This is a genomic window from Micromonospora rosaria (genome assembly GCF_001567585.1).
GTDB lineage: Bacteria > Actinomycetota > Actinomycetes > Mycobacteriales > Micromonosporaceae > Micromonospora > Micromonospora rosaria.
Genome location: NZ_LRQV01000017.1, coordinates 1 through 20,382 on the forward strand (window position 1 = coordinate 1; position 20,382 = coordinate 20,382).

The following is a 20,382-nucleotide window of genomic DNA, read 5'->3' on the forward strand; positions in this document are numbered from 1 at the left end:
GGGGGATGATGCTCGCGGCGTCGTCCGGGCACGGTGGGGATCAGCACCCCGAGCAGGGGCGGTGACCACGGCCACAATGTGAACGGCGCTCGCGACATTGTCGGGTCGCCGACCGGCCCGGCGGGAGACCCGGGCCGGTCACCATCCGATAACTATCGGGAATACGACAGCTAACGGCGCTTCCGCCGGCTAGCGGCCCCGGACCTCGGCGACCGCCTCGGCGAGCCGGCGGACCCCCTCGTCGATCCGGTCGGCGGTGACCGCCGAGAAGGCCAGACGCAGCGCGTGCCGCCCGCCCTCGGCGACGAAGTCGCTCCCCTTCACCACGGCGACGCCGCGCTGCGCCGCCGCCGGGGCCAACTGCTCCACGTCGACGTCCTCGGGCAGCTCCACCCAGAGGAAGTAGCCGCCGTCCGGCTCCACGAACCGGGCCTCCGGCAGGTGCCGGCGCAGCGACTCGGCCAGCACCCCGGCCCGCTCGCCGAGCGCGGTCGACACCGTCCGGATCGAGCGGTCGATGTCGCCCGAGACGCAGAACTGGTACACGATCGCCTCGGAGACCATCCCCGGGGAGATGTAGAGGTTCGTCGCCTTCTTCGCGATCTCCGCGATCAGCGCCGCCGGACCGACCAGGTACCCGACCCGCACCCCGGGGCAGACCGTCTTGGTGAAGCTGGAGGCGTGTACCACGACCCCCCGGGTGTCCATCGACAGCATCGACGGCAGCGCCTCACCCCGGAACCGGATGTCCGCGTACGGGTCGTCCTCGAAGATGGTGAAGCCGTACTCCGACGCCAGGTCGAGCAGCTCCCGCCGCTTCTCCAGGGACAGGGTCACCCCGGCGGGGTTCTGGTAGTTCGGGATGACGTGCGCGAGGCGGGGCCGGACCCCCGACTCCAGCAGCTTGCGCAGCTCGGCGGTGTCGAGCCCGTCCGGCTGGATGGTCACCGCGTGCACCTCGCTGCCGAGCTGCCGCAGGTTGAGCAGGGTCCGGTCGTACGTCGGACGCTCCACCACCACCGCGTCGCCGGCACGGACCAGGTGGTCGAAGAGGAACGCGTCGGCCTGCAACGAGCCGTTGGTGACCAGCACCTGATCGGCCTCGACACCGTGCTTGTCGGCGATCCACTGACGCAGGGGCGGGTAGCCGACGGAGGTGCCGTACGCGGTCACCCCGGCGGGGTCGGTGTCGAAGGCGCGGACGGCGGCGGCCTTGAGGCCCTCGACGTCGACGATGTCCAGCGAGGGAGCGCCACGGGCGAAGGAGATCAGCTGCTCGGCGGTCATGGCTTCAGAGCGTACGGGCGGCCCTCGGGCAGGTGGCGACGGCACGGCGATGTCCGCATCATGAGCCACCGGGACGGGTGACCCCACCTCCCGACCGACCCTCCCGGCCGACGCGGGTCAGGCCGCCACGGCGAGCGGCCCGGCGGGCCGGTCCACCGCCGGCCGCAGCTCCCGGGAGAGCCCGGCCAACCGCACTCCGAGGGCGAGGTAGAGCTGCCCCCAGTCGAAGTAGGACCGCCAGGCGACGATCCGGCCCCGCCGGGCCCGGACCACGTCCACCACGTCCCAGCTCACCGTCCGCCCGGTCGGCGCGACCGTGCCCAGCGGAGTGTGCAGCACCCCGGTGTGGGTGCCGGTCAGCCGCTGCTCCAACGCCAGCCCGGCGGCGGTCTCCACCCGCCCCACCGGCTCGACCGACAGGTCGGGGAAGGCACCCGTCCAGGTCCGCATCAGCGCCGGCAGCTCGATCGGGCGGAGGGTGACACCCGGCATGGCGTAGTGGGCGTCGGGCGCGTACAGGTCGGGCAGCCGGACCACGTCCCGCCGCAGGACCATCGCGTACTGCTGCCTGGCGAGTCGCTCGGCGGTGCTCATGACGGCCTCCTGCACGGGTCACGGCCCGTCCGCGCCCGCACCTGAATCCCTACCCGTCGATCCGCCGCTCACACCTCCCCCGCCGCCCGACCGTACGCCGCCGAACCGGCCGTCGCCGAACCACGTGCCCGCTCGCTACTGTCGTGACGTGCCCACCGAGCCCCTACGCTGCGCCGGCGCGCTGATCGTCGGCGACGACGGCCGCATCTTCTTCCAGCGACGCTCCCCCCAGCGGCGCCTCTTCCCGGACTGCTGGGACATCGTCGGCGGCCACCTGGAGCCGGGCGAGGAGATCCAGGACGCGCTGCGCCGCGAGGTGACCGAGGAGACCGGCTGGTCCGTCGCCGAGGTCCTCGGCCCGGTCGGCGAGTACCGGTACACCGGCGACGACGGGCTGACCCGGGTGGAGAGCGACTTCCTGGTCCGCGTCGACGGCGACCTGGCCCGCCCCCGGCTGGAGGAGGGCAAGCACACCGAGTTCCGGTGGCTGGCGGAGGACGAGGTCGGGCTGCTCGACGAGCACCGCCACGTCAACGACGGGCTGATCCGGCGGATCGCCGAGGACGCCTTCGCCGCCCTCCGCGCGATCGGTCGGTGAACGACGCCGTCGCGCTGCCGCCGCACCGGTTCGCGGGGCTGGTCGCCCCGGCCGTCGACCGGGCGTTCGTCGCCGGCATGCTGGCCGGTCGCGACGGCGGCGGCGCGGAGCTGGGTCAACGGTACGGCGGCCCGACGGCCACCGGCTTCCTGGTGGAGTTCCGTACCCGACTCGCCGCACCCGGCGGAACGGTCGACGCGGCCGGGTTCGCGGCGGTGACCCGGCACCGGGACAGCGCCATCTGCCAGCGCGTCCTGGACAAGCACGTGGCGCACGGGATGCTGCACCGCCGGGCCGACGGGGCCATCTGGGCCACCGACCGGGGGACCGCCTTCCTCACCGAGATGTACCAGGTGCACGGCGAGGTCACCGAGGAGCTCTGGGCCGGGCACGACGACCGGGTGGCCCGGCTGGTCGAGGCGCTCGGCCGGCTGCTGGCGTACGCCCTGGTGACGGCCGAGGAGTCCGACGAGACGAGCGAGGCGTTCCACGCGGTGGCCCCACCGTACGAGCCGGACGGCACCCCGCCCGGTGTGCTGCTGCTCAACCGGCTCGGCTCGCTGCGGTACCACCGCGCGGACGCGCACGCGGCGGCCTGGACCGCGGCGGGGCACACCGCGCAGACCGTCGACGCCCTCCCCGACGGGCCGGAGCGGCTGGCGATCGAGCTGGAGACCAACCGCCGGGCGGCCGGGCCGTACGCCGCCCTGACCGCCGACGAGCGCCTGGCGATGCTGGCCGACCTGGCGGCTCTGCCCGGCTGACCTCGCGGGCCCGGCCCGGCTGACCGGTTGCGCAGGGGGCCGCCGGCCGGCAGCGCTATCCTCCACCGGTGACCGCAGTCGGACGAGGGAGGACGTCGACATGATCGGGATGGTGCTCGCCGCCGGTGCGGGACGCCGGCTGCGGCCGTACACCGACACACTGCCCAAGGCGCTGGTGCCGGTGGACGGGGAGACCACCATCCTGGACATCGCGCTGCGCAACCTCGCCGAGGTGGGGCTCCGGGAGATCGTGATCGTGGTCGGGTACGCCGCCGACGCGGTCCGGGACCGCCGGGCCGACCTGGAGCAGCGGTACGGCGTCACGCTCACCCTGGTGCACAACGACCGGGCCGAGGAGTGGAACAACGCGTACTCGCTCTGGCTGGCCCGGGAGCACTTCGCCCGGGGCGTGCTGCTGGTCAACGGGGACACCGTGCACCCGGTGAGCGTGGAGAAGACCCTGCTGGCCGAGCGCGGCCCCGGGATCCTGCTCGCCGTGGACACCCTCAAGACGCTGGCCGACGAGGAGATGAAGACGACCTTCGACGCCGCCGGCCAGCTCACCCGGATCACCAAGCTGATGGACCCGGGCGAGGCGTACGGGGAGTACATCGGCGCGACGCTGATCGAGCCGCAGGTGGCCGACGCGCTCGCCGACGCGCTGGAGGCGACCTGGCGGCGGGACCCGAACCTCTACTACGAGGACGGGTACCAGGAGTTCGCCGACCGAGGCGGCGAGGTCCGGGCGGCCCCGATCGGGGACGTGGCCTGGGTGGAGGTCGACAACCACGACGACCTGGCCCGGGCGCGGGAGATCGCGTGCCGCTACTAGCCCGCACGGTCAACACGCCGCTGGCGATCGAGGTACGCCGGGGCGCGGTGGCCGACCTGGGCCCGCTCCTGGCCGACCGACGGATCTCGGCCGGCGGGGACGTGGCGGTGGTGGTCGGCCCCGGGCAGGGCGAGAAGATCGCCGAGCTGTGCCGGCCGACGCTCGGCTCCGCCGACGTCTTCACCGTCACCGGCGGCACCGTCGACTCCGCCAACGAGCTGGGGGACCGGCTGCGGCGGCGCAACTACGACGCGGTGGTCGGCATCGGCGGCGGCAAGACCATCGACACCGCCAAGTACGCCGCCACCCGGTACGCCATCCCGATGGTGACCGTGGCGACCAGCCTGGCCAACGACGGCATCGCCTCCCCGGTGGCCTCGCTGACCCACGAGGGCGGCAAGGGCTCGTACGGGGTGCACATCCCGATCGCGGTCATGGTCGACCTGGACTTCGTGGAGAACGGGCCGGACCGGCAGACCCAGGCCGGCATCGGGGACGCGGTGAGCAACCTCAGCGCCTGCGCCGACTGGGAACTGGCCCACGAGGTCCGCGGCGAGCCGATCGACGGGCTGGCCGTCACCCTGGCCCGGACCGGCGCCGAGGCGCTGATCAACCACCCCGGCACGATCACCGACGACGGCTTCCTGACCACCCTGGCCGAGGCGCTGATCCTGGGCGGCATCTCGATGTCGATCTGCGGGTCGAGCCGCCCGGCCAGCGGCGGCGACCACGAGATCTCGCACGCGATCGAGCACCTGCACCCGGGCCGGTCCTCGCACGGCGAGCAGGCCGGCCTCGGCGCGCTGTTCTGCACCTTCCTCCGAGGTGACCGGGAACGCTTCGGTCAGCTCGCCCGCTGCCTGCACCGGCACGGGCTGGCCACCCGCCCGGCCGACCTGGGCCTGGACGACGAGCAGTTCGTCGAGGTCGTGCAGTACGCCCCCCGGACCCGGCCGGACCGCTACACCATCCTCGAACACCTCACGCTGACGCCTGCGGAGACCCGGAGGCGGCTTGGAGAGTACGCCGATGAACTACGCCAGCACGTTGGCTGAGCTGTCCCGGCCGTCCGTCGCCGACTTCCACCGGGTCAACCGGGGCGGCGGCCTGTTCAGCGAGTCGGTCAGCCAGTGGCTGGGCGCGGTCTTCGCGCTGGTCGCCCAGCGGCTCGGGCTGCGCCCCACCGTGCTGACCATCACCAACCTGGTGCTCGGGCTGGCCACCTCGGTCACCGTGGTCGCGCTCGCGCCGGCCGTCGCCGACGGTACGGTGCCGGCCTGGCTGGTCGGGCTGGTCGCGCTGGTCGGCTGGCAGGTGGCGTACGCCCTGGACTGCGCCGACGGTCAGCTCGCCCGGGTCACCGGGCAGGGCAGCCCGGCCGGCGCCCGGGTGGACGTGCTCTGTGACGTGGCCGCCCAGATCGCCCTGGTGGCCGCTCTGGGGGCGACCGCCGTGGCGCAGCGCCCCGACACCCCGACCTGGCTGGTGGCGGTCTTCGCCGGCACCTGGATGGTCAACCTGGTCACCTCGGTGATGCAGTCCGGCCCGAACGCGGCCAGCATGGTCACCTCCACCTCCCTGCCGGTACGCCTGGTGAAGCTGGTCCGCGACTACGGCGCGGTGATCTTCGCGGCGGCCCTGGTGCTGGCCTTCGCCCCGGCGCTGGTCTTCTGGGTGATCGTGGCGTTCACGGTCGTCAACGGCGGCTTCCTGCTCGCCAGCATCGCCTTCTCCGCCCGCGCCTCGCTGTAAGGAAGGGCCCCCTGTTAACGCTTACGGTAGAGAAGGGCACCCTTCTCACACACCGAGCGGCAGGGCCCTGCCGTAGAACGATGGACCCATGGGGGCACGGAAATCGGCGGCGCGCAGCTTCACGTCCGAGACGACGTCTTCGAGCTGGTTCTCGGCCATGTCGCGGTTCCGCGGCAGTTTGTCGAGTAGGACGATCTCCCGCTTGCCGCCGTGCCATCCCGATGATCGTTCGTCGGTACAGACGAGCTTCTCGGACCTGGTGGCGGTCGAGTGCTGCAGCGTAACCTGCCTGACTGCGACCACAGCGGACGCCGATCGAACATCTCACCCGTCAATACGACATTCACCCGGTCAGCGGTCTGAGAAAACGGTCGGGATGGGATGACGCAGAGGAGTTCAAAGGCATGGAGAAGGGCGCCCACGACGAATCGGCTCCGCCAGCAGCCGTACGCGGGCAGAAGGTCCTCGACCTTCTGCACAAGGCGATCGACATGCAGGGCCCCCTGGTGCAGAGGAATATCGCCCGGGCCTGCCAGCGCAAGCCGGAGGCGACACCAGCAGAGGTGATCCGCAATCTGGAACGGATGTACGTCAGCGCCCTGACCGGGACAGGTGCTGCAGTCGGCGGAGCGGCAGCCGCGCCCGGCGTAGGCACGGGAGTCGCACTGGCACTGTCGGCCGGAGAGTTTCTCTCATCTCTTGAGCTGAGTGCCCTCTTCGCGCTCTCGATCGCCGAAGTCCACGGAGTCCCCATCGACGAACTCGAGCGGCGCCGCACGATCGTGCTGGGAATCATGCTGGGCGGGTCCGCCTCCGCCACCATCACCAAGGTCGCCGAGCGTACGGGGCAACACTGGGGACGTCAGGTTGTCGCCAAGGTGCCGGTCGAGACGTTACGTCAGATCAACAGAGTCTTGGGGCCGCACTTCATCACGAAGTACGGGACCAAGCAGGGGATCATCGTCCTCGGTCGTGCGGCACCGTTCGGTATCGGCGCGGTGATCGGTGGTGGCGCCAACGCCGCCCTCGCCACTCTCAGCGTGCGGGCCGGTCGTCGCGCATTCGGCCCACCCCCGGCGTCGTGGCCAGGGCAGACGCCCAGCAGACTGCCACCGTCCGAGTGAGGTGCACCTGCCTCCCGCCGTTACGGGATAGCGAGAGCGCCCCGACTCCGGAACGCGGAGCCGGGTCAGCTGGCGAGAGTCCGGGCTAGCTGTTCTTGAGGGAGTGGAGGAAGGTACGCCAGCCCTGGGCGTCGAAGGCCAGCGTGGGGCCGGCCTTGTCCTTGCTGTCCCGAACGGCGACCCCGTCGCGGAGGTCCGCCACTTCGACACACGCGCCGCCGTTGGCGTCACTGCGGGTGGACTTGCGCCACACCGCGCCGGTGAGGTTCGGGTTCGACATGTCAGCCTCTACTTCATCTCGTCGGCGATTCGCAGGATGAGCCTGCGGGACTCTGCCGGCCCCAAAGCCGCAGCCCGGAGCCCATCCCACAGCCGATTGTAGGCCCGCAGCGCCTCGGGACTGTCGAGGTAATCCGCGTCCGTGAACGTCTCCAGGTAGACGACGTCTGAGGCGACCTCCTCGCCGAACCGGAGGATGATGAAATTGAACGAGGCCACCACATACGTCTCGGCATCGAACGGAAAGACCTGAATCGTGACGTTCGGTCGCTTGGCGAGCGTGGCGATATGGGATAGCTGATCCCGCATCGTCGCCCCGTCACCGAGGTTCCGCCGCAGGGCCGACTCACTGAGGATGAAGCTCAACTCCGGGCCGTCCGAGCGATCGATGACCTTTTGTCGTTCGAGGCGCACTGCGATCTGCCGCTCGACGTCCTCCCCGTCGATCATCGCCCGAATGTAGGGCTCGGTCTGGAGGATGCCGGGGATGACCTCAGGCTGGTACCAACGGATCTCTGCCGCGTCCGCCTCCAGGTCGAGGTACTGACGGAACCAGTCCGGGATCACGTTCCGGTAGCCGCTCCACCGCCCCCGCTGCCGTCCGGCGCGGGCAAGCTCCCGGAGCGGCTCAGCCTCCTCCCCGGTTACGCCGTAGAAATCGAGCAGCAGCTTCAGGTCGGTCAGCCGGATGCCGGACTGACCCAGCTCCAACCGACTGATCTTGCTCGATGCGGAATCGATGACCTCCGCCGCCTCGTCCGGCCTCTTGCCTGCGGCCTCTCGGGCTCGCCTGAGGGCGTTGCCCAAGCGACGCCGCTGGATCGTTGGGGTGACCATGCGGCGAGTATTCCGCCTCCTCGACCGCCGGCCAGACGACACGCCGAAGGTTCCCAAATCAGCATCACCGTCGTAGCATCCGCCTATAGGATCCTAGATTAGGGAACCAGAATCGGTGTCACCTTTCAGGAGGTCCCATGGCTCGGCATGCGAAGCACCGGGTGCATCTGTTGTCGCTCCGGCGACAACAGATGCACCCGACGTACCTCGGTCTACTGCGGAGGCTCTGGCCGTTCACGCGCAGACGGGCGAGCCCACTCGACCGCCTGCGGTCGGTGATGGTCTCTCCCCATCCGACCGGTGCATGCCGAGCCGTGGGTGTGGCGCGAGTGACCTACCTGCCGGAGCGGCCGTTGCTGGCCCTCGCCGGGGAGCACCGGGCGGGGTGCTGGTCGTGAGGGCCCGGCGGATGCCCCACCTGATCCAGCAAGCCTGGTACGTCCTCGAATACCACCGGCATCACCGCTGCCCGCACTGCACGGACAGCGACTGGTGCCGAGACGTCAGAGTCGCGCGCACCCGGATCACGGCATGGCGCCGGTACCGCCAGCGGTAGCCGAACTCCGGGCCGGTGACCTGCTCCATCTCACCCGGGCCGCCAGCGTCCAGTTCGCCACCCCGATCATGTTCCGCCTGATCCGGGTCCTCGACCGGCCGACCTACCACGGGTGGCAGTGGCTCGACGGCTATCAGGTGAACGAGAAGGGCGACGCGATCGCCCGACGAGAACTCTTCGTCCAGCACGCCGGCATCCGAAAACTTTCCACGCCGAGAAGGTCCGCACCTCAGAGGAGGCGGCGATGATCAGACGTACCCGCAAGGACCCTGACCGGCCAACCGGCGCCGAGATCCAGGCCGCCGAACACGAGGCCGCGAAGCAGCGGATCCTCGCCCAGGCCGAGGCCGAGCGGACCCCGCTCGACGACACCACCCAGGCCGTACCCGACCGGCGGCGACGGTGACCGTGGCCGACGGCCTGCCGGTCGGCCGGCGGGTGGCGTACTGGCGGCAGCGGCGGACGATGTCGCAGCAGGTGTTCGCCGACCGGCTCGGCAAGTCCAAGTCGTGGGTCGACAAGGTCGAACGAGGGGTACGCCGACTCGACAGGTGGTCGGTGCTGCGGGAGGTCGCCGCCGCGCTCGACATCGACCCCGACATGCTGCTGGGTGACGCTCCACCCGACCGGCCGACCGACGGGCTGTCCGCCGACGTCGAGACGATCCAGGCCGCGCTCACCCGCCACCCCGGGCTGCTGCCGTCGACAGTCGCCCCGATCGACCCGCGCCGGTACCGGAACCGGCTCGACCACGCCGACGCCGCGTACCAACATGCCCGGTACCCGATGCTGCTACAGCTCTTGCCCGACTTGCTCGACGACGCCCACGGCCGAGACCTGCCCGCCGCGCTGCGCGTCCAGGCGTACCGGCTGACCGCGCAGGTCGCGGTGAAGCTCGGCGCGGCGGAGTTGGCCTGGCTCGCCGCCGACCGGGGCCTTGCCGTGGCCACCGGCACCGACGATTCTCTGCTGGAGGCGGTCGCCGCCACGTCGTTCGGTCAGGCGTTGCGGGCCGCCGGCCGCCACCGCGCCGCGTTCGAGACGACGATCGCCGCCGCGCACCAGGTCGCCCCACTCACTGACGGTTCGGGCACGCAGGCCGAGCGCTCGGCCTGCGCGGCGCTGCTCCTCCAAGCCGCCCTCGCCGCCGCCGAACACGGCGACGCGTCGACCGCGCGGGATCTCCTCGACGACGCCACCGCCCTGACCGAGCCGGACGGCCCCGCCCGGGTGGCGGTCGACGCGGCCCGGGTCACCGCCACCGCAGCCCTCGGCGACCACCGGACCGCCGTCGACCTGCACCAGATGCTGACGGTACGATCGCAGTGGCCGGCGCTGCCGATCGAACACCGGGCCGCGTACCTGCTGGATGTGGCCGGGGCGTACCTGGAAGCCGGCAACGCCCCCGCAGCGTCCCGGGTGCTGCGGGCCACCGACCGGCTCGCCCCACCGGAGGTACGGGTACGCCCCGCCGGCCAGGCGATCCTGACCGAGACACTGACCAGGTCACCAGCCCCGGACCCGCACCTGCTGGCCCTGGCCGAAGCCGCCGGGGTGCGCAGTGCGTGGTGACGGACCCGCCGGCAAGCCACACCCCCCACTGATTGCCCAGCGGGCTAGCCTGTCAGACCTAGCCTGACGCGACACCATGGGACGAGGCACGTGATAACCGGTGAACTGAAGAGCAAGATCGACCGCGTCTGGGACGCCTTCTGGTCGGGCGGCATCTCGAACCCGCTGGAGGTGATCGAGCAGATCACCTACCTGCTCTTCATCAAGCGACTGGACGAGATCGAGACGCGGGAACTGAAGAAGGCGGAGCGCTTCCCGGAAGCCCGGGTCACCCTGCGGTTCGGGCAGGACCAGCAAGAACTCCGCTGGTCCAAGTTCAGGGAACGGGACCCGGAGACGATGTTCAAGATCGTCACCCACAAGGTCTTCCCATACCTCCAGACGCTCGGTGGCGACGGGTCGACGTACTCGCACCACATGCGGGAAGCCCGGTTCACCATCCCCAGCCCGGCGCTGCTCAGCCGGGTGGTCGACATGATCGACAAGCTCCCGATGGACGACCGGGACACCAAGGGCGATCTCTACGAGTACATGCTCAGCAAGATCGCCACGGCCGGTCACAACGGACAGTTCCGCACGTCCCGGCACATTATTCAGTTGATGGTCGAGATGACGGCCCCGACGCCCGCCGACGAGATCTGCGACCCGGCCTGCGGCACGGCCGGCTTCCTCGTCGAGGCCGGAGAGTACGTCCGCCGCATGCACCCGAGCGCGCTCCTCGACACCGCCCAGCGGGCGCACTTCCACGAAAGCATGTTCCACGGCTTCGACTTCGACGGCACGATGCTCCGGATCGGCAGCATGAACATACTGCTGCACGGCGTGGAGAGCCCGGACATCCGCTACCGCGACTCACTGGCCGAGAGCGCCAGCGGAGACGACTTCGAGAAGTACTCGCTGATCCTGGCCAATCCGCCGTTCGCCGGCAGCCTCGACTACGAGAGCACGGCCACGGACCTCCAGCAGATCGTCAAGACCAAGAAGACCGAACTGCTCTTCCTCGCCCTCTTCCTCCGGCTGTTGAAGCCCGGCGGCCGGGCGGCCGTCATCGTGCCGGACGGTGTGCTCTTCGGGTCGAGCAAGGCGCACAAGGAGCTGCGCCGGATTCTGGTCGAGGACCAGAAGCTCGATGCGGTGGTGAAGCTGCCCAGCGGCACCTTCAAGCCCTACTCGGGCGTCTCCACCGCGATTCTGCTCTTCACCAAGACCAATAGCGGCGGCACCGACAACGTCTGGTTCTACGAGGTGACCGCCGACGGTTGGAGTCTGGACGACAAGCGGACTCCGCTGTTGCCGGCCGAGAAGCTGGGGCCGGTGCCGGCTGAGGCGCTTGCCGAGGACGAGCACGCGAAGAACAACCTGCCGGACGCGCTGGCGAGGTGGTCCCGCCGGGACGGCGACGAGTTGCAGCGGGCGCGGACCGAGCAGAGCTTCTGCGTCCCCAAAGCCGACATCGTCGGGCAGGGCTACGACCTCAGCCTCAACCGCTACAAGGAGGTTGTGCACGAGGAGGTCGAGCACCGCTCGCCGCTCGACATCCTGGCCGACCTCGAACGCCTAGAGTCCGAGATCCAGCAGGGCATGTCCAACCTGAAGGCGATGCTCGGATGACGACTACACTAAAGGTGTCGAAACTCGGCGATGTGGCCTCCATAAACCCGAAGCTCGTCGAACGCCCAAGCTCCGAAGAATTGGTCTCGTTCGTTTCGATGTCGGCGGTCGACGCCGTGACGGGAACTATTAAGAACGGCAAGGACCGGCCATTCGGTGAGGTAAGTAAGGGTTACACATTCTTCGCGCATGAGGATGTTCTCGTCGCAAAAATCACGCCTTGCTTCGAGAATGGAAAGATTGCTCAGGCTCGGCTCGCCCACTCGATGGGCGTTGGCTCAACCGAGTTCCATGTGATCAGACCGAAGGGTTCACAACTCGACGCACGCTACCTCCTTCATTTTTTGCGCAGGCCGGCGGTCAGAGTAGCCGGCGAACGGCGCATGACCGGCAGCGCCGGGCAGCGGCGGGTGCCGGAATCATTCTTAGCAAGTCTCCCTATTCCGACGCCTCCGCTGCCAGACCAGCGAAGGGTTGCAGAGGTTCTGGATCGGGCAGACGAGCTGCGCGTCAAGCGCCGCGAAGCCCTCGCCCACCTCGACAACCTCACCCAATCCATCTTCCTCGACATGTTCGGCGACCTGCGCCACGGTACACCTGGCCACGAATTCAAGCCGTTCGCTGAGGTCGTAAGAGAGTTCCGCTACGGCACGTCAAAAAAATCGGCAGAGACGGGCTACCCGGCTCTTCGAATCCCGAATGTCATTGGCAGCACGCTTAACCTGACTGATTTGAAGACGGTGCCGGCCACGCAAGCCGAGTTTGACCGGCTCCGCCTCGTTGATGGCGACCTCCTCTTTGTCAGAACTAACGGGAACCCCGACTTCGTCGGCCGCTGCGCGGCTTTCTATCAAGCCTTGGTAAAAGACACAGGATTTCCAACAGACCAGTTCCTCTACGCGTCGTACCTCATACGTGCACGAGTTGATGAGCGACGCGTTCTGCCAACCTTCATTCAGCAGTTCATGAGCGGGTCGGCGGGCCGCGCCTCCCTGCGTGACCGCTGTAAGACGTCTGCCGGGCAGTACAACCTGAACACGGCTGGTCTCGGTTCGGTGCAGGTACCGCTGCCGCCCCTTCGGCAGCAGCAGGAGTTTGTGGACCGGATCTCCCAGGTGAGAACGCTACGAGGGACACACGAGGCCAGCTTGGCGGAGATGGATGCGCTCTTCGCGTCGTTGCAGGATCGGGCTTTCCGGGGGCTGCTCTGATGTGAGAAGCTCTAGGGCTGTCCACTGTGGGGGGTAGGCGTCCGATGAGCAACTTCGCGTTCCTGCGGGCCGAGTGGCCCGAGCTGCTTGACGAGGCCCTGCGGGCTGAGCGACTTGCTGTCGCCGACCCGCGGGTCTCGTGTTTCTACGCCCGGCGCACCCTGGAGCTGGCGCTCGGCTGGCTCTTTGACGCCGACGCGACACTCGTCACCCCGTACCGAAACGACCTTTCCGGAAAGATCCACGAGCCGACGTTGCGCAGGCTGGTGGGCACCGACCTCCAGACCAAGATGAACATCATCCGCAGGAAGGGCAACCGGGCCGTGCACGAGCGGACGCCGGTGACGGACAAGGATTCGGTCCCGGTCCTGCGGGAGTTGTTCCACGTCACGTACTGGATCGCCCGGCACTACACCCGCGACCCGGCGCAGGTCCCGGCGCACACCCTCGCCTTCGATCCGAGCCTGGTTCCCCAGCCGGTCACCGCCAAGGTGCGGCAGCAGACCCAGGCCGAGGTGAAGAGCCTCGCCGACCAGCTCGCCGACCGGGACGCGGCCCTGGCTGCCGAACGCGAGAAAAGCGCCACCCTCGATGCCGAGCTGGCGAAGCTGCGCGCTCAGGTCGCGGCCGCGAAGGCCGCCAACGAGGCCCGTCCCGACGACCACGACTACGACGAGGCGCAGACCCGCGACCTCTTCATCGATCTCATGCTGGCCGAGGCTGGCTGGCCGCTCGACGGCCCGGACGACCGCGAGTTTCCGGTGACCGGCATGCCCAACAGCACGGGCAACGGCTACGTCGACTACGTCCTGTGGGGTGACGACGGCAAGCCCCTCGGGCTGATCGAGGCCAAGCGTGCCCGCGTCGACGCCACCGCAGGCCAGCAGCAAGCCAAGCTCTACGCCGACTGCCTGGAACAGCGGTACGGCCAGCGGCCGGTCGTCTTCTACACGAACGGCTACGACACCTGGCTGTGGGACGACGGCAGCGGCTACCCGCCCCGCCCGGTGCAGGGCTTCTACACCAAGGACGAGTTGGCGCTGCTGATCCAGCGCCGCGCCATCCGCCAGCCGCTTGCGGACGTGCCCATCAGGCAGGAGATCGTCGAGCGGCACTACCAGCACCGGGCGATCCGGAAGATCGGCGAGGCTTTCGAGCAGGCCGGGCAGCGTCAGGCGCTCGTGGTGATGGCCACCGGCGCCGGCAAGACCCGTACCGTGATCGCCCTGGTCGACCTGCTGATGCGGGCCAACTGGGTCAAGAACGTGCTCTTCCTCGCCGACCGCACCGCGCTGGTCAACCAGGCGGTTAACGCCTTCAAGGAGCACCTGCCCAGCGCGGCCACGGTCAACCTGGTCACCGAGAGGGACACCGACGGCCGGGTGTACGTCTCGACGTACCCGACCATGATGGGCCTGATCAACGGGACCGCGAGCGGCGAACGGCGCTTCGGGCCCGGCTACTTCGACCTGGTCGTCATCGACGAGGCGCACCGGTCGGTGTACCAGAAGTACCGGGCGATCTTCTCCTGGTTCGACGGCCTCCTGGTCGGGCTTACCGCGACCCCGCGCAACGAGATCGACCGAAACACCTACAGCCTGTTCCACCTGGAGGACGGGGTCCCCACCGACCACTACGACCTCGACGAGGCGGTGAAGGAGGGCCATCTCGTCCCTCCCCGTGCGTTCTCCGTGGAGACGGAATTTCAGTGGCACGGCATCCGCTACGACGACCTCAGCGATGAGGAGCAGGACGACTGGGACTCGCTCGACTGGGGTGACGACGGCCCGCCGGACAGGATCGAACCGGACGCGCTCAACAAGTGGCTGTTCAACAAGGAGACCGTGGACAACGTCCTGGAGACGCTGATGGTCCACGGTCACAAGGTGGCCGGCGGGGACCGGATCGGCAAGACGATCATCTTCGCCCGGAACCAGGCGCATGCCGACTTCATCCAGGAACGGTTCGACCTGGCCTATCCGACGCATGCCGGTCACCGCGCCCGAGTTATCACGTACAAGACCAAGTACGCGCAGAGCCTCATCGACGACTTCTCCCAGCCGGAGAAGGACCCGCACATCGCGATCTCGGTCGACATGCTCGACACGGGCATCGACGTGCCCGAGGTCGTCAACCTGGTCTTCTGCAAGCCCGTCCGGTCGAAGTCGAAGTTCCTCCAGATGATCGGCCGGGGCACCCGCCTCCGCAAGGATCTCTACGGCCCCGGGCAGGACAAGAAGGACTTCCTGGTCTTCGACTTCTGCCGGAACTTCGAGTACTTCAACGAGAATCCCGAGCCGGCCCAGCGGAAGCTGACCGAGTCGCTGACCGAGCGGCTGTTCAAGGCTCAGCTCGACCTGATCCACCGCCTCGACCAGCGCCTTCCGGCCGACGCCGGCCCCGAGACGGACGCCGACGGAACGCAGAGCGAGGCGGGCCTGCGTTGGGAACTGGCCCGAGACCTGCACGCCAGGGTGGAAAGCATCCACCTAGAGAATTTCGTCGTACGCCCCAAGCGTCGCCTGGTGGAGTACTACGTCGACTTCGCGCGCTGGCACCGACTCACCCCGGAGGCCGTGGACGAGATCGGCGGCAACCTCGCCGGCCTACCCACCGACAGGCAGGACACCGACGAGGTGGCCAAGCGGTTCGACCTGATGGTGCTGCGCCTCCAGCTCGGCCAGTTCGACGTGGTGCCCGACTACGACCGGTTGCGTCGGCAGGTGCAGGAAATCGCCTCGACGCTGCTGGAGCAGACCAGCATCCCGACGATCCGCGCACAGCAGCAGCTCCTCGACGAGGTGGCCGGGGACGAGTGGTGGTCGGACGTCACCCTGCCGATGCTGGAGCTGATGCGTCGACGCCTGCGTGACCTGGCCGGGTTGATCTCGCGGGCCAAGCGGGCCATCGTCTACACCGACTTCAGCGACAAGCTGGGGGAGATCTCACTCGTCGCACTGGACGACATCAGGATCGGTACCGACTTCGAGCGGTTCCGCGACAAGGCCCAGGCGTACCTGCGCGCCCACGAGGACCACCTGGCGTTGCAGAAGCTGCGCCGCAACAAGCAGCTCTCCCCCACCGACCTCCACGAGCTGGAACAGATGCTGGTGGCCGCCGGTGGTGGCACCGAGGAGATCGACCGGGCCCGCCACTCGTCCAACGGACTCGGGCTCTTCATCCGCTCCCTGGTCGGTCTCGACCGGGAAGCGGCCCACGAGGCGTTCAGCGAGTTCCTGGCCGGCCGTACCCTCACCGGGAACCAGATCAGTTTCCTCCACCTGATCGTTGACCATTTGACGCGGAACGGCGCCATGGAGCCCGAACGGCTCTACGAGTCCCCGTTCAGCGACATCGCCCCCGAAGGGCCGGAATCGGTGTTCCCGTCCGCTGACGTGGACCGGCTGGTCACGATCCTCCGCTCGGTCCGGAACACCGCAACCCCCACCAGCGAGGTCGCCTAGCGGGGCGCGCGGGCGAGCGAGGCGTACACGTCGATGAGGCGTTTGGTGACCACGTCGGGGTGGAAGGTGCGCTCGTAGCGCAGCCGCGCCGGGGCGGAGAGCGCGGCGGCCCCCGCCGCCGCCGTCGGCAGCGCGGCGGCCAGGGCGGCCGGGTCCGGCGGCACCACCCAGCCGGACGGGCCGGCCGGGTCGTCCATGCCCACCAGGTACGGGATGCCGCCCAGCGCGGTGCCGAGCACCGGACGGCCGCTGGCCAGCGCCTCGATGATCACGGTGGGCAACACGTCGTGCCAGGTGGAGGTGGCCAGCACCACCGCGCTGGCGTCCAGGGCGGCGCGGACCCCGGCGCGGTCCAGCGGGCCGAGGAAGGTCAGGTCCGACCGCTGCGCGGCAGCCGCCTCGACCAGCGGGCGCAGCTCACCGTCCCCGGCGATGCGCAGCGGGCCGAGGGCGCCGTCGGGGTGTCGCCGCCAGGCCTCCAGCAGCAGGTCGATGCCCTTCTCCGGGGAGAGCCGGCCGAGGAAGAGGAAGCCCTCGCCGGACGGGGCGGGCGGGCCCGGGTCCGGGATGGCGTTCGGCTTGACCACGATCCGGTCGGCCGGGACGCCGTAGTCGCGCAGGTGGTCGGCGACGGCCGAGGTGAGCGCGATGAACCGGTCGACGGAGTGCCAGGTGCCCCGGTGCACGGCGAGCGTGGTGGCCATCAGCGCGCTCTGCACCGTCGAGCCCCGGTAGCACTTGTTGGTGATCGCCGGCACGCCCAGGACCTTGCCCCGGCAGTCCTGGCAGATCCTGCCGTCGCGGAAGTACAGCCCGGAGGAGCAGACCTGCCGGTAGTTGTGCACCGTCTGCACCACCGGCACGCCGTGCTTGTGTGCGGTCCGCACCACCCAGGGCGAGAGCAGCGGGTACGGGTTGTGCAGGTGCAGCACGTCCGGGCGGTGCTCGGTGAGCAGCCGGGAGAGATCCTGCTGGGCCTTCGGGGCGTAGATCGGGGAGATCGGCAGCAGCGTCTTGGCCCCCTTCGACATGCCCGGGATCTCGTCGGAGCTGCGGATGAACGGCAGCACCTCGACCCCGGCCGCCCTGAGCTGGGCGATCTCCACGTCGACGATGGTGTTCTCACCGGACGGCTGAGCTTCCCGGTACCGGTTGTGCGCCACCACGATTCTCACGCGGAGACACGCTACCGTTAGTTTCGTGCCCGAACTACCGGAGGTTGAGGCGCTCGCGGGGTACCTGCGACAGCGCGCGGTGGGGCGGCGCGTCGACCGGCTGGAGGTCGCCGCGATCAGCGCGCTGAAGACGTACGATCCGCCGCCGGGCGCGGTCGCCGGGAAGACGGTCTGCGACGCGCGCCGGCACGGCAAGTTCCTCGACGTGCTCCTCGACGACGACCTGCACCTGGTGGTGCACCTGGCCCGCGCCGGCTGGCTGCACTACCGGGAGGGTTTCCCGTCCGCCGCCCCGCTGCGCCCCGGCAAGGGGCCGGTCGCGCTGCGGGTCCGCCTCGACGACGGCTCCGGCTTCGACCTGACCGAGGCGGGCACCCAGAAGAGCCTGGCCGCGTACCTGGTGGCCGACCCGGCGACCGTGCCCGGGGTGGCCCGGCTCGGCCCGGACGCCCTCGCGGTGGACCAGGCCGGCTTCGCCGAGCGGCTGCGCAGCCGCCGGGGGCAGGTGAAGGGGGTGCTGACCGACCAGCAGGTGCTGGCCGGCGTCGGCAACGCGTACTCCGACGAGATCCTGCACGCGGCGAAGCTCTCACCGTTCGCGCTCACCGACCGGCTCACCGACGAGCAGTTGGCCACGCTGCACGCCGCCACCCGGCGGGTCCTCGGCGACGCGGTGGAGCGCTCGCTCGGCCAGCGGGCCGCCGAACTGAAGGCGGAGAAGCGGTCCGGTCTGCGGGTGCACGCCCGGACCGGGCTGCCCTGTCCGGTCTGTGGCGACACCGTACGGGAGGTCTCGTTCAGCGACTCCAGCCTCCAGTACTGCCCCGGCTGCCAGACCGGCGGCAAGCCGCTCGCTGACCGCAGGTTGTCGAAACTTGTACGGTGAGTAACCACACTCGGTGAGCACCGTGCGGAAACGCCCATCGCGGACCGAACCGCCCCCTCGCCGCTGCCGGGATGGCGACGTCCGCCGGTATAGTGGCCCGGTCCCCGGCTTCTGATTACGGCGGAGCCGGCCAGCTCCCCGTTCGACCTCACCCGGACACACATGCTGCACGCTCCGCGTCCGGTCGGGGTCCGCGTGGGAAACTGGAACGGTGGGAGACCCGAGCCATCACGGTGAGTGAGCGGCGCGCGTCATGCGGGAGGACAAGGGGTGAGGTGACGGCAGGCCTCCAGCGCCCGGTAACCGACACAGGCCGGAGCAGATTCGTGCGGCACGTCGACAGCTTCGAGATCCAGCCGCCCACACCGCCGTCGCACAACGGCGTACCCCGGTCCGCGTGGGCCCGGGCCAGGCGGCGGGTGTCCCGCTGGCACCGTCCCTACATCGCGCTGCTGCTGCTGTTGGACTTCGGGGCGGCGGCGGTCGCCAGCCTGATCGCGATCGAGGCGTTCGACCAGTCCCGGGCCGGTTTCTACAACGCCGACGTCGACCCCACCTGGTTCCACACCGTGGCGTTCGTGCTGCTCCCGCTCGGCTGGATGGTGACCCTCTGGACGAACCGGGCCTACGACCGGCGCTACCTCGGCCTCGGCCCGGACGAGTTCAAACGGGTCATCCGGGCCGGCGTGGCGGTGGTCGCCGCCGTCTCCTTCCTCGCCTTCGCCACCAAGACCGACCTGTCCCGGTACACCGTCGGCACCGCCCTGCTCGGCGCGCTGCTGCTGATCCTGCTCAACCGGATCCTCTGCCGGTTCGTGCTGCACGTGATCCGGCGCAACGTCCGCCAGGCCGGGCACCGGATGGTCCTGGTCGGCACCCTGCCGGAGTGCCTGGAGGTCTACACCGCCGTCACCCGGGTCCCGGCCGCCGGGCTGGTGCCGGTGGCCATCCACATCACCGACGGGTACGCCGCCTCCCGGGGAGTGCAGACGCCGGTGCCGGTGTACGCCGGCCGGGACATCCTCGCCCTGGTCCGGGAGGTCGGCGGGGACACCATCGCGGTCTGCGGCTCGGCCAGCGCCGAGCCGGGTGAGCTGCGCCGGCTGGCCTGGCAGTTGGAGGGCTCCGGCGTCGACCTGGTGGTGGCCCCGCAGCTCACCGACATCGCCGGCCCCCGGGTGCACATCCGCCCGATCGAGGGCCTGCCGCTGCTGTACGTCGAGGAGCCGACCCTGTCCGGGCCGGCGCTGCTGGCCAAGAACCTCATGGACAAGGCCGCCGCCGGGCTCGGCCTGCTCCTGCTCGTCCCGGTCTTCCTCGCCATCGGCCTCGCCATCAAGATCTCCGACCGGGGGCCGGTCTTCTTCCGGCAGCCCCGGGTCGGGCACGAGGGCCGGACCTTCCGGGTCTGGAAGTTCCGCACCATGTACGTCGACGCCGAGGACCGGCTCGCCAGCCTGGTCGACCAGAACGAGACCGACGGCATGCTGTTCAAGATGAAGGAGGACCCCCGGGTTTTCCCGGTGGGCCGGTTCCTGCGCGCCTCCTCGCTGGACGAGCTACCCCAGTTGATCAACGTGCTCAAGGGGGAGATGTCGCTGGTCGGGCCACGCCCGCTGCCCGCCGACGACGGCGACTTCCTCGGCGACGTCCGGCGGCGACTGCTGGTCCGCCCCGGCATGACCGGCCTCTGGCAGGTCTCCGGCCGCTCCGACCTGTCCTGGGACGAGGCGGTCCGGCTGGACCTGTACTACGTCGACAACTGGTCCCTGACGTACGACCTGAGCATCCTGTGGCGCACGGTCGGCGTGGTGCTCGCCCGCAAGGGCGCGTACTGACC

At 69.7% G+C, this 20,382-nt stretch carries 20 protein-coding genes; 13 read left to right on the plus strand and 7 right to left on the minus strand.

Annotated elements, in window-relative coordinates; translation table 11 throughout:
• Positions 1-189: 189 nt before the first annotated feature.
• Positions 190-1,287 (minus strand): aminotransferase-like domain-containing protein, encoded by a 1,098-nt coding sequence (locus AWW66_RS07545; protein ID WP_067361774.1) that lies wholly within the window; start codon positions 1,285-1,287, stop codon positions 190-192.
• Between the two features lie 117 nt (positions 1,288-1,404).
• The gene (locus AWW66_RS07550; protein WP_067361943.1) at positions 1,405-1,881 is read right to left on the minus strand and encodes an ester cyclase; all 477 of its coding nucleotides are present in this window, start codon (positions 1,879-1,881) and stop codon (positions 1,405-1,407) included.
• A gap of 148 nt (positions 1,882-2,029) precedes the next feature.
• Here AWW66_RS07550 and AWW66_RS07555 point away from each other — a divergent pair, with 148 nt between their 5' ends.
• From AWW66_RS07555 to AWW66_RS07575, 5 genes are all read left to right on the plus strand, one after another.
• On the plus strand, positions 2,030-2,479 hold the full coding sequence (locus AWW66_RS07555; protein ID WP_245648010.1) for an NUDIX hydrolase: 450 nt from the start codon (positions 2,030-2,032) through the stop codon (positions 2,477-2,479).
• A complete protein-coding gene (locus AWW66_RS07560) occupies positions 2,476-3,243 on the plus strand; it encodes a hypothetical protein (protein ID WP_067361778.1) in 768 nt (255 codons plus the stop codon). Before AWW66_RS07555 ends, AWW66_RS07560 begins: the two co-directional genes overlap by 4 nt.
• A gap of 100 nt (positions 3,244-3,343) precedes the next feature.
• Entirely contained in the window at positions 3,344-4,075 is a 732-nt protein-coding gene (locus AWW66_RS07565) for a phosphocholine cytidylyltransferase family protein (RefSeq protein ID WP_067361781.1), read from the plus strand.
• Positions 4,063-5,130 (plus strand): iron-containing alcohol dehydrogenase family protein, encoded by a 1,068-nt coding sequence (locus AWW66_RS07570; protein WP_067361784.1) that lies wholly within the window; start codon positions 4,063-4,065, stop codon positions 5,128-5,130. Before AWW66_RS07565 ends, AWW66_RS07570 begins: the two co-directional genes overlap by 13 nt.
• Positions 5,105-5,827 carry a CDP-alcohol phosphatidyltransferase family protein gene (locus AWW66_RS07575; protein WP_067361787.1) on the plus strand — a complete coding sequence of 241 codons (723 nt, stop codon included), beginning with the start codon at positions 5,105-5,107 and terminating at the stop codon, positions 5,825-5,827. The genes AWW66_RS07570 and AWW66_RS07575 overlap by 26 nt, the downstream gene beginning before the upstream one ends.
• A gap of 45 nt (positions 5,828-5,872) precedes the next feature.
• Here the strand turns inward: AWW66_RS07575 and AWW66_RS07580 are convergent, their stop codons facing one another.
• Complete coding sequence (locus AWW66_RS07580; RefSeq protein ID WP_067361791.1) at positions 5,873-6,130, minus strand: hypothetical protein; 258 nt, start codon at positions 6,128-6,130, stop codon at positions 5,873-5,875.
• A 101-nt stretch (positions 6,131-6,231) separates the two neighbouring features.
• On the opposite strand from AWW66_RS07580, the gene AWW66_RS07585 reads away from it, so the two are divergent.
• The gene (locus AWW66_RS07585; RefSeq protein WP_067361793.1) at positions 6,232-6,951 is read left to right on the plus strand and encodes a hypothetical protein; all 720 of its coding nucleotides are present in this window, start codon (positions 6,232-6,234) and stop codon (positions 6,949-6,951) included.
• A gap of 85 nt (positions 6,952-7,036) precedes the next feature.
• On the opposite strand, the gene AWW66_RS07590 is transcribed toward AWW66_RS07585, so the two are convergent.
• The 3 genes from AWW66_RS07590 to AWW66_RS36350 form a co-directional block, all read right to left on the minus strand.
• Entirely contained in the window at positions 7,037-7,231 is a 195-nt protein-coding gene (locus tag AWW66_RS07590) for a DUF397 domain-containing protein (RefSeq protein ID WP_067361797.1), read from the minus strand.
• A gap of 8 nt (positions 7,232-7,239) precedes the next feature.
• Complete coding sequence (locus AWW66_RS07595; RefSeq protein ID WP_067361800.1) at positions 7,240-8,067, minus strand: helix-turn-helix domain-containing protein; 828 nt, start codon at positions 8,065-8,067, stop codon at positions 7,240-7,242.
• 459 nt (positions 8,068-8,526) lie between these two features.
• Complete coding sequence (locus AWW66_RS36350) at positions 8,527-8,811, minus strand: hypothetical protein (protein WP_067361802.1); 285 nt, start codon at positions 8,809-8,811, stop codon at positions 8,527-8,529.
• Positions 8,812-8,867: 56 nt separating this feature from the next.
• Here AWW66_RS36350 and AWW66_RS34285 point away from each other — a divergent pair, with 56 nt between their 5' ends.
• The 5 genes from AWW66_RS34285 (at position 8,868) to AWW66_RS07620 (ending at position 16,481) form a co-directional block, all read left to right on the plus strand.
• Entirely contained in the window at positions 8,868-9,029 is a 162-nt protein-coding gene (locus AWW66_RS34285; RefSeq protein WP_169807072.1) for a hypothetical protein, read from the plus strand.
• Positions 9,026-10,195: a helix-turn-helix domain-containing protein gene (locus AWW66_RS07605; RefSeq protein WP_083978310.1), complete on the plus strand. Its 1,170-nt coding sequence runs from the start codon at positions 9,026-9,028 to the stop codon at positions 10,193-10,195. The genes AWW66_RS34285 and AWW66_RS07605 overlap by 4 nt, the downstream gene beginning before the upstream one ends.
• Positions 10,196-10,285: 90 nt before the next feature.
• The gene (locus AWW66_RS07610) at positions 10,286-11,806 is read left to right on the plus strand and encodes a type I restriction-modification system subunit M (RefSeq protein ID WP_067361805.1); all 1,521 of its coding nucleotides are present in this window, start codon (positions 10,286-10,288) and stop codon (positions 11,804-11,806) included.
• Between the two features lie 14 nt (positions 11,807-11,820).
• The gene (locus tag AWW66_RS07615) at positions 11,821-13,017 is read left to right on the plus strand and encodes a restriction endonuclease subunit S (protein ID WP_169807073.1); all 1,197 of its coding nucleotides are present in this window, start codon (positions 11,821-11,823) and stop codon (positions 13,015-13,017) included.
• A gap of 44 nt (positions 13,018-13,061) precedes the next feature.
• Positions 13,062-16,481, plus strand: a complete 3,420-nt coding sequence (locus AWW66_RS07620) for a DEAD/DEAH box helicase family protein (RefSeq protein WP_067361811.1) — start codon at positions 13,062-13,064, stop codon at positions 16,479-16,481.
• Here the strand turns inward: AWW66_RS07620 and AWW66_RS07625 are convergent.
• A complete protein-coding gene (locus AWW66_RS07625) occupies positions 16,478-17,656 on the minus strand; it encodes a glycosyltransferase (protein ID WP_067361814.1) in 1,179 nt (392 codons plus the stop codon). The genes AWW66_RS07620 and AWW66_RS07625 overlap by 4 nt on opposite strands.
• Before the next feature lie 25 nt (positions 17,657-17,681).
• Between AWW66_RS07625 and AWW66_RS07630 the strand changes: the two genes are divergently transcribed.
• On the plus strand, positions 17,682-18,542 hold the full coding sequence (locus tag AWW66_RS07630) for a DNA-formamidopyrimidine glycosylase family protein (RefSeq protein ID WP_067361817.1): 861 nt from the start codon (positions 17,682-17,684) through the stop codon (positions 18,540-18,542).
• A 326-nt stretch (positions 18,543-18,868) separates the two neighbouring features.
• Complete coding sequence (locus AWW66_RS07635) at positions 18,869-20,380, plus strand: sugar transferase (RefSeq protein ID WP_067361820.1); 1,512 nt, start codon at positions 18,869-18,871, stop codon at positions 20,378-20,380.
• Positions 20,381-20,382 lie beyond the last annotated feature (2 nt).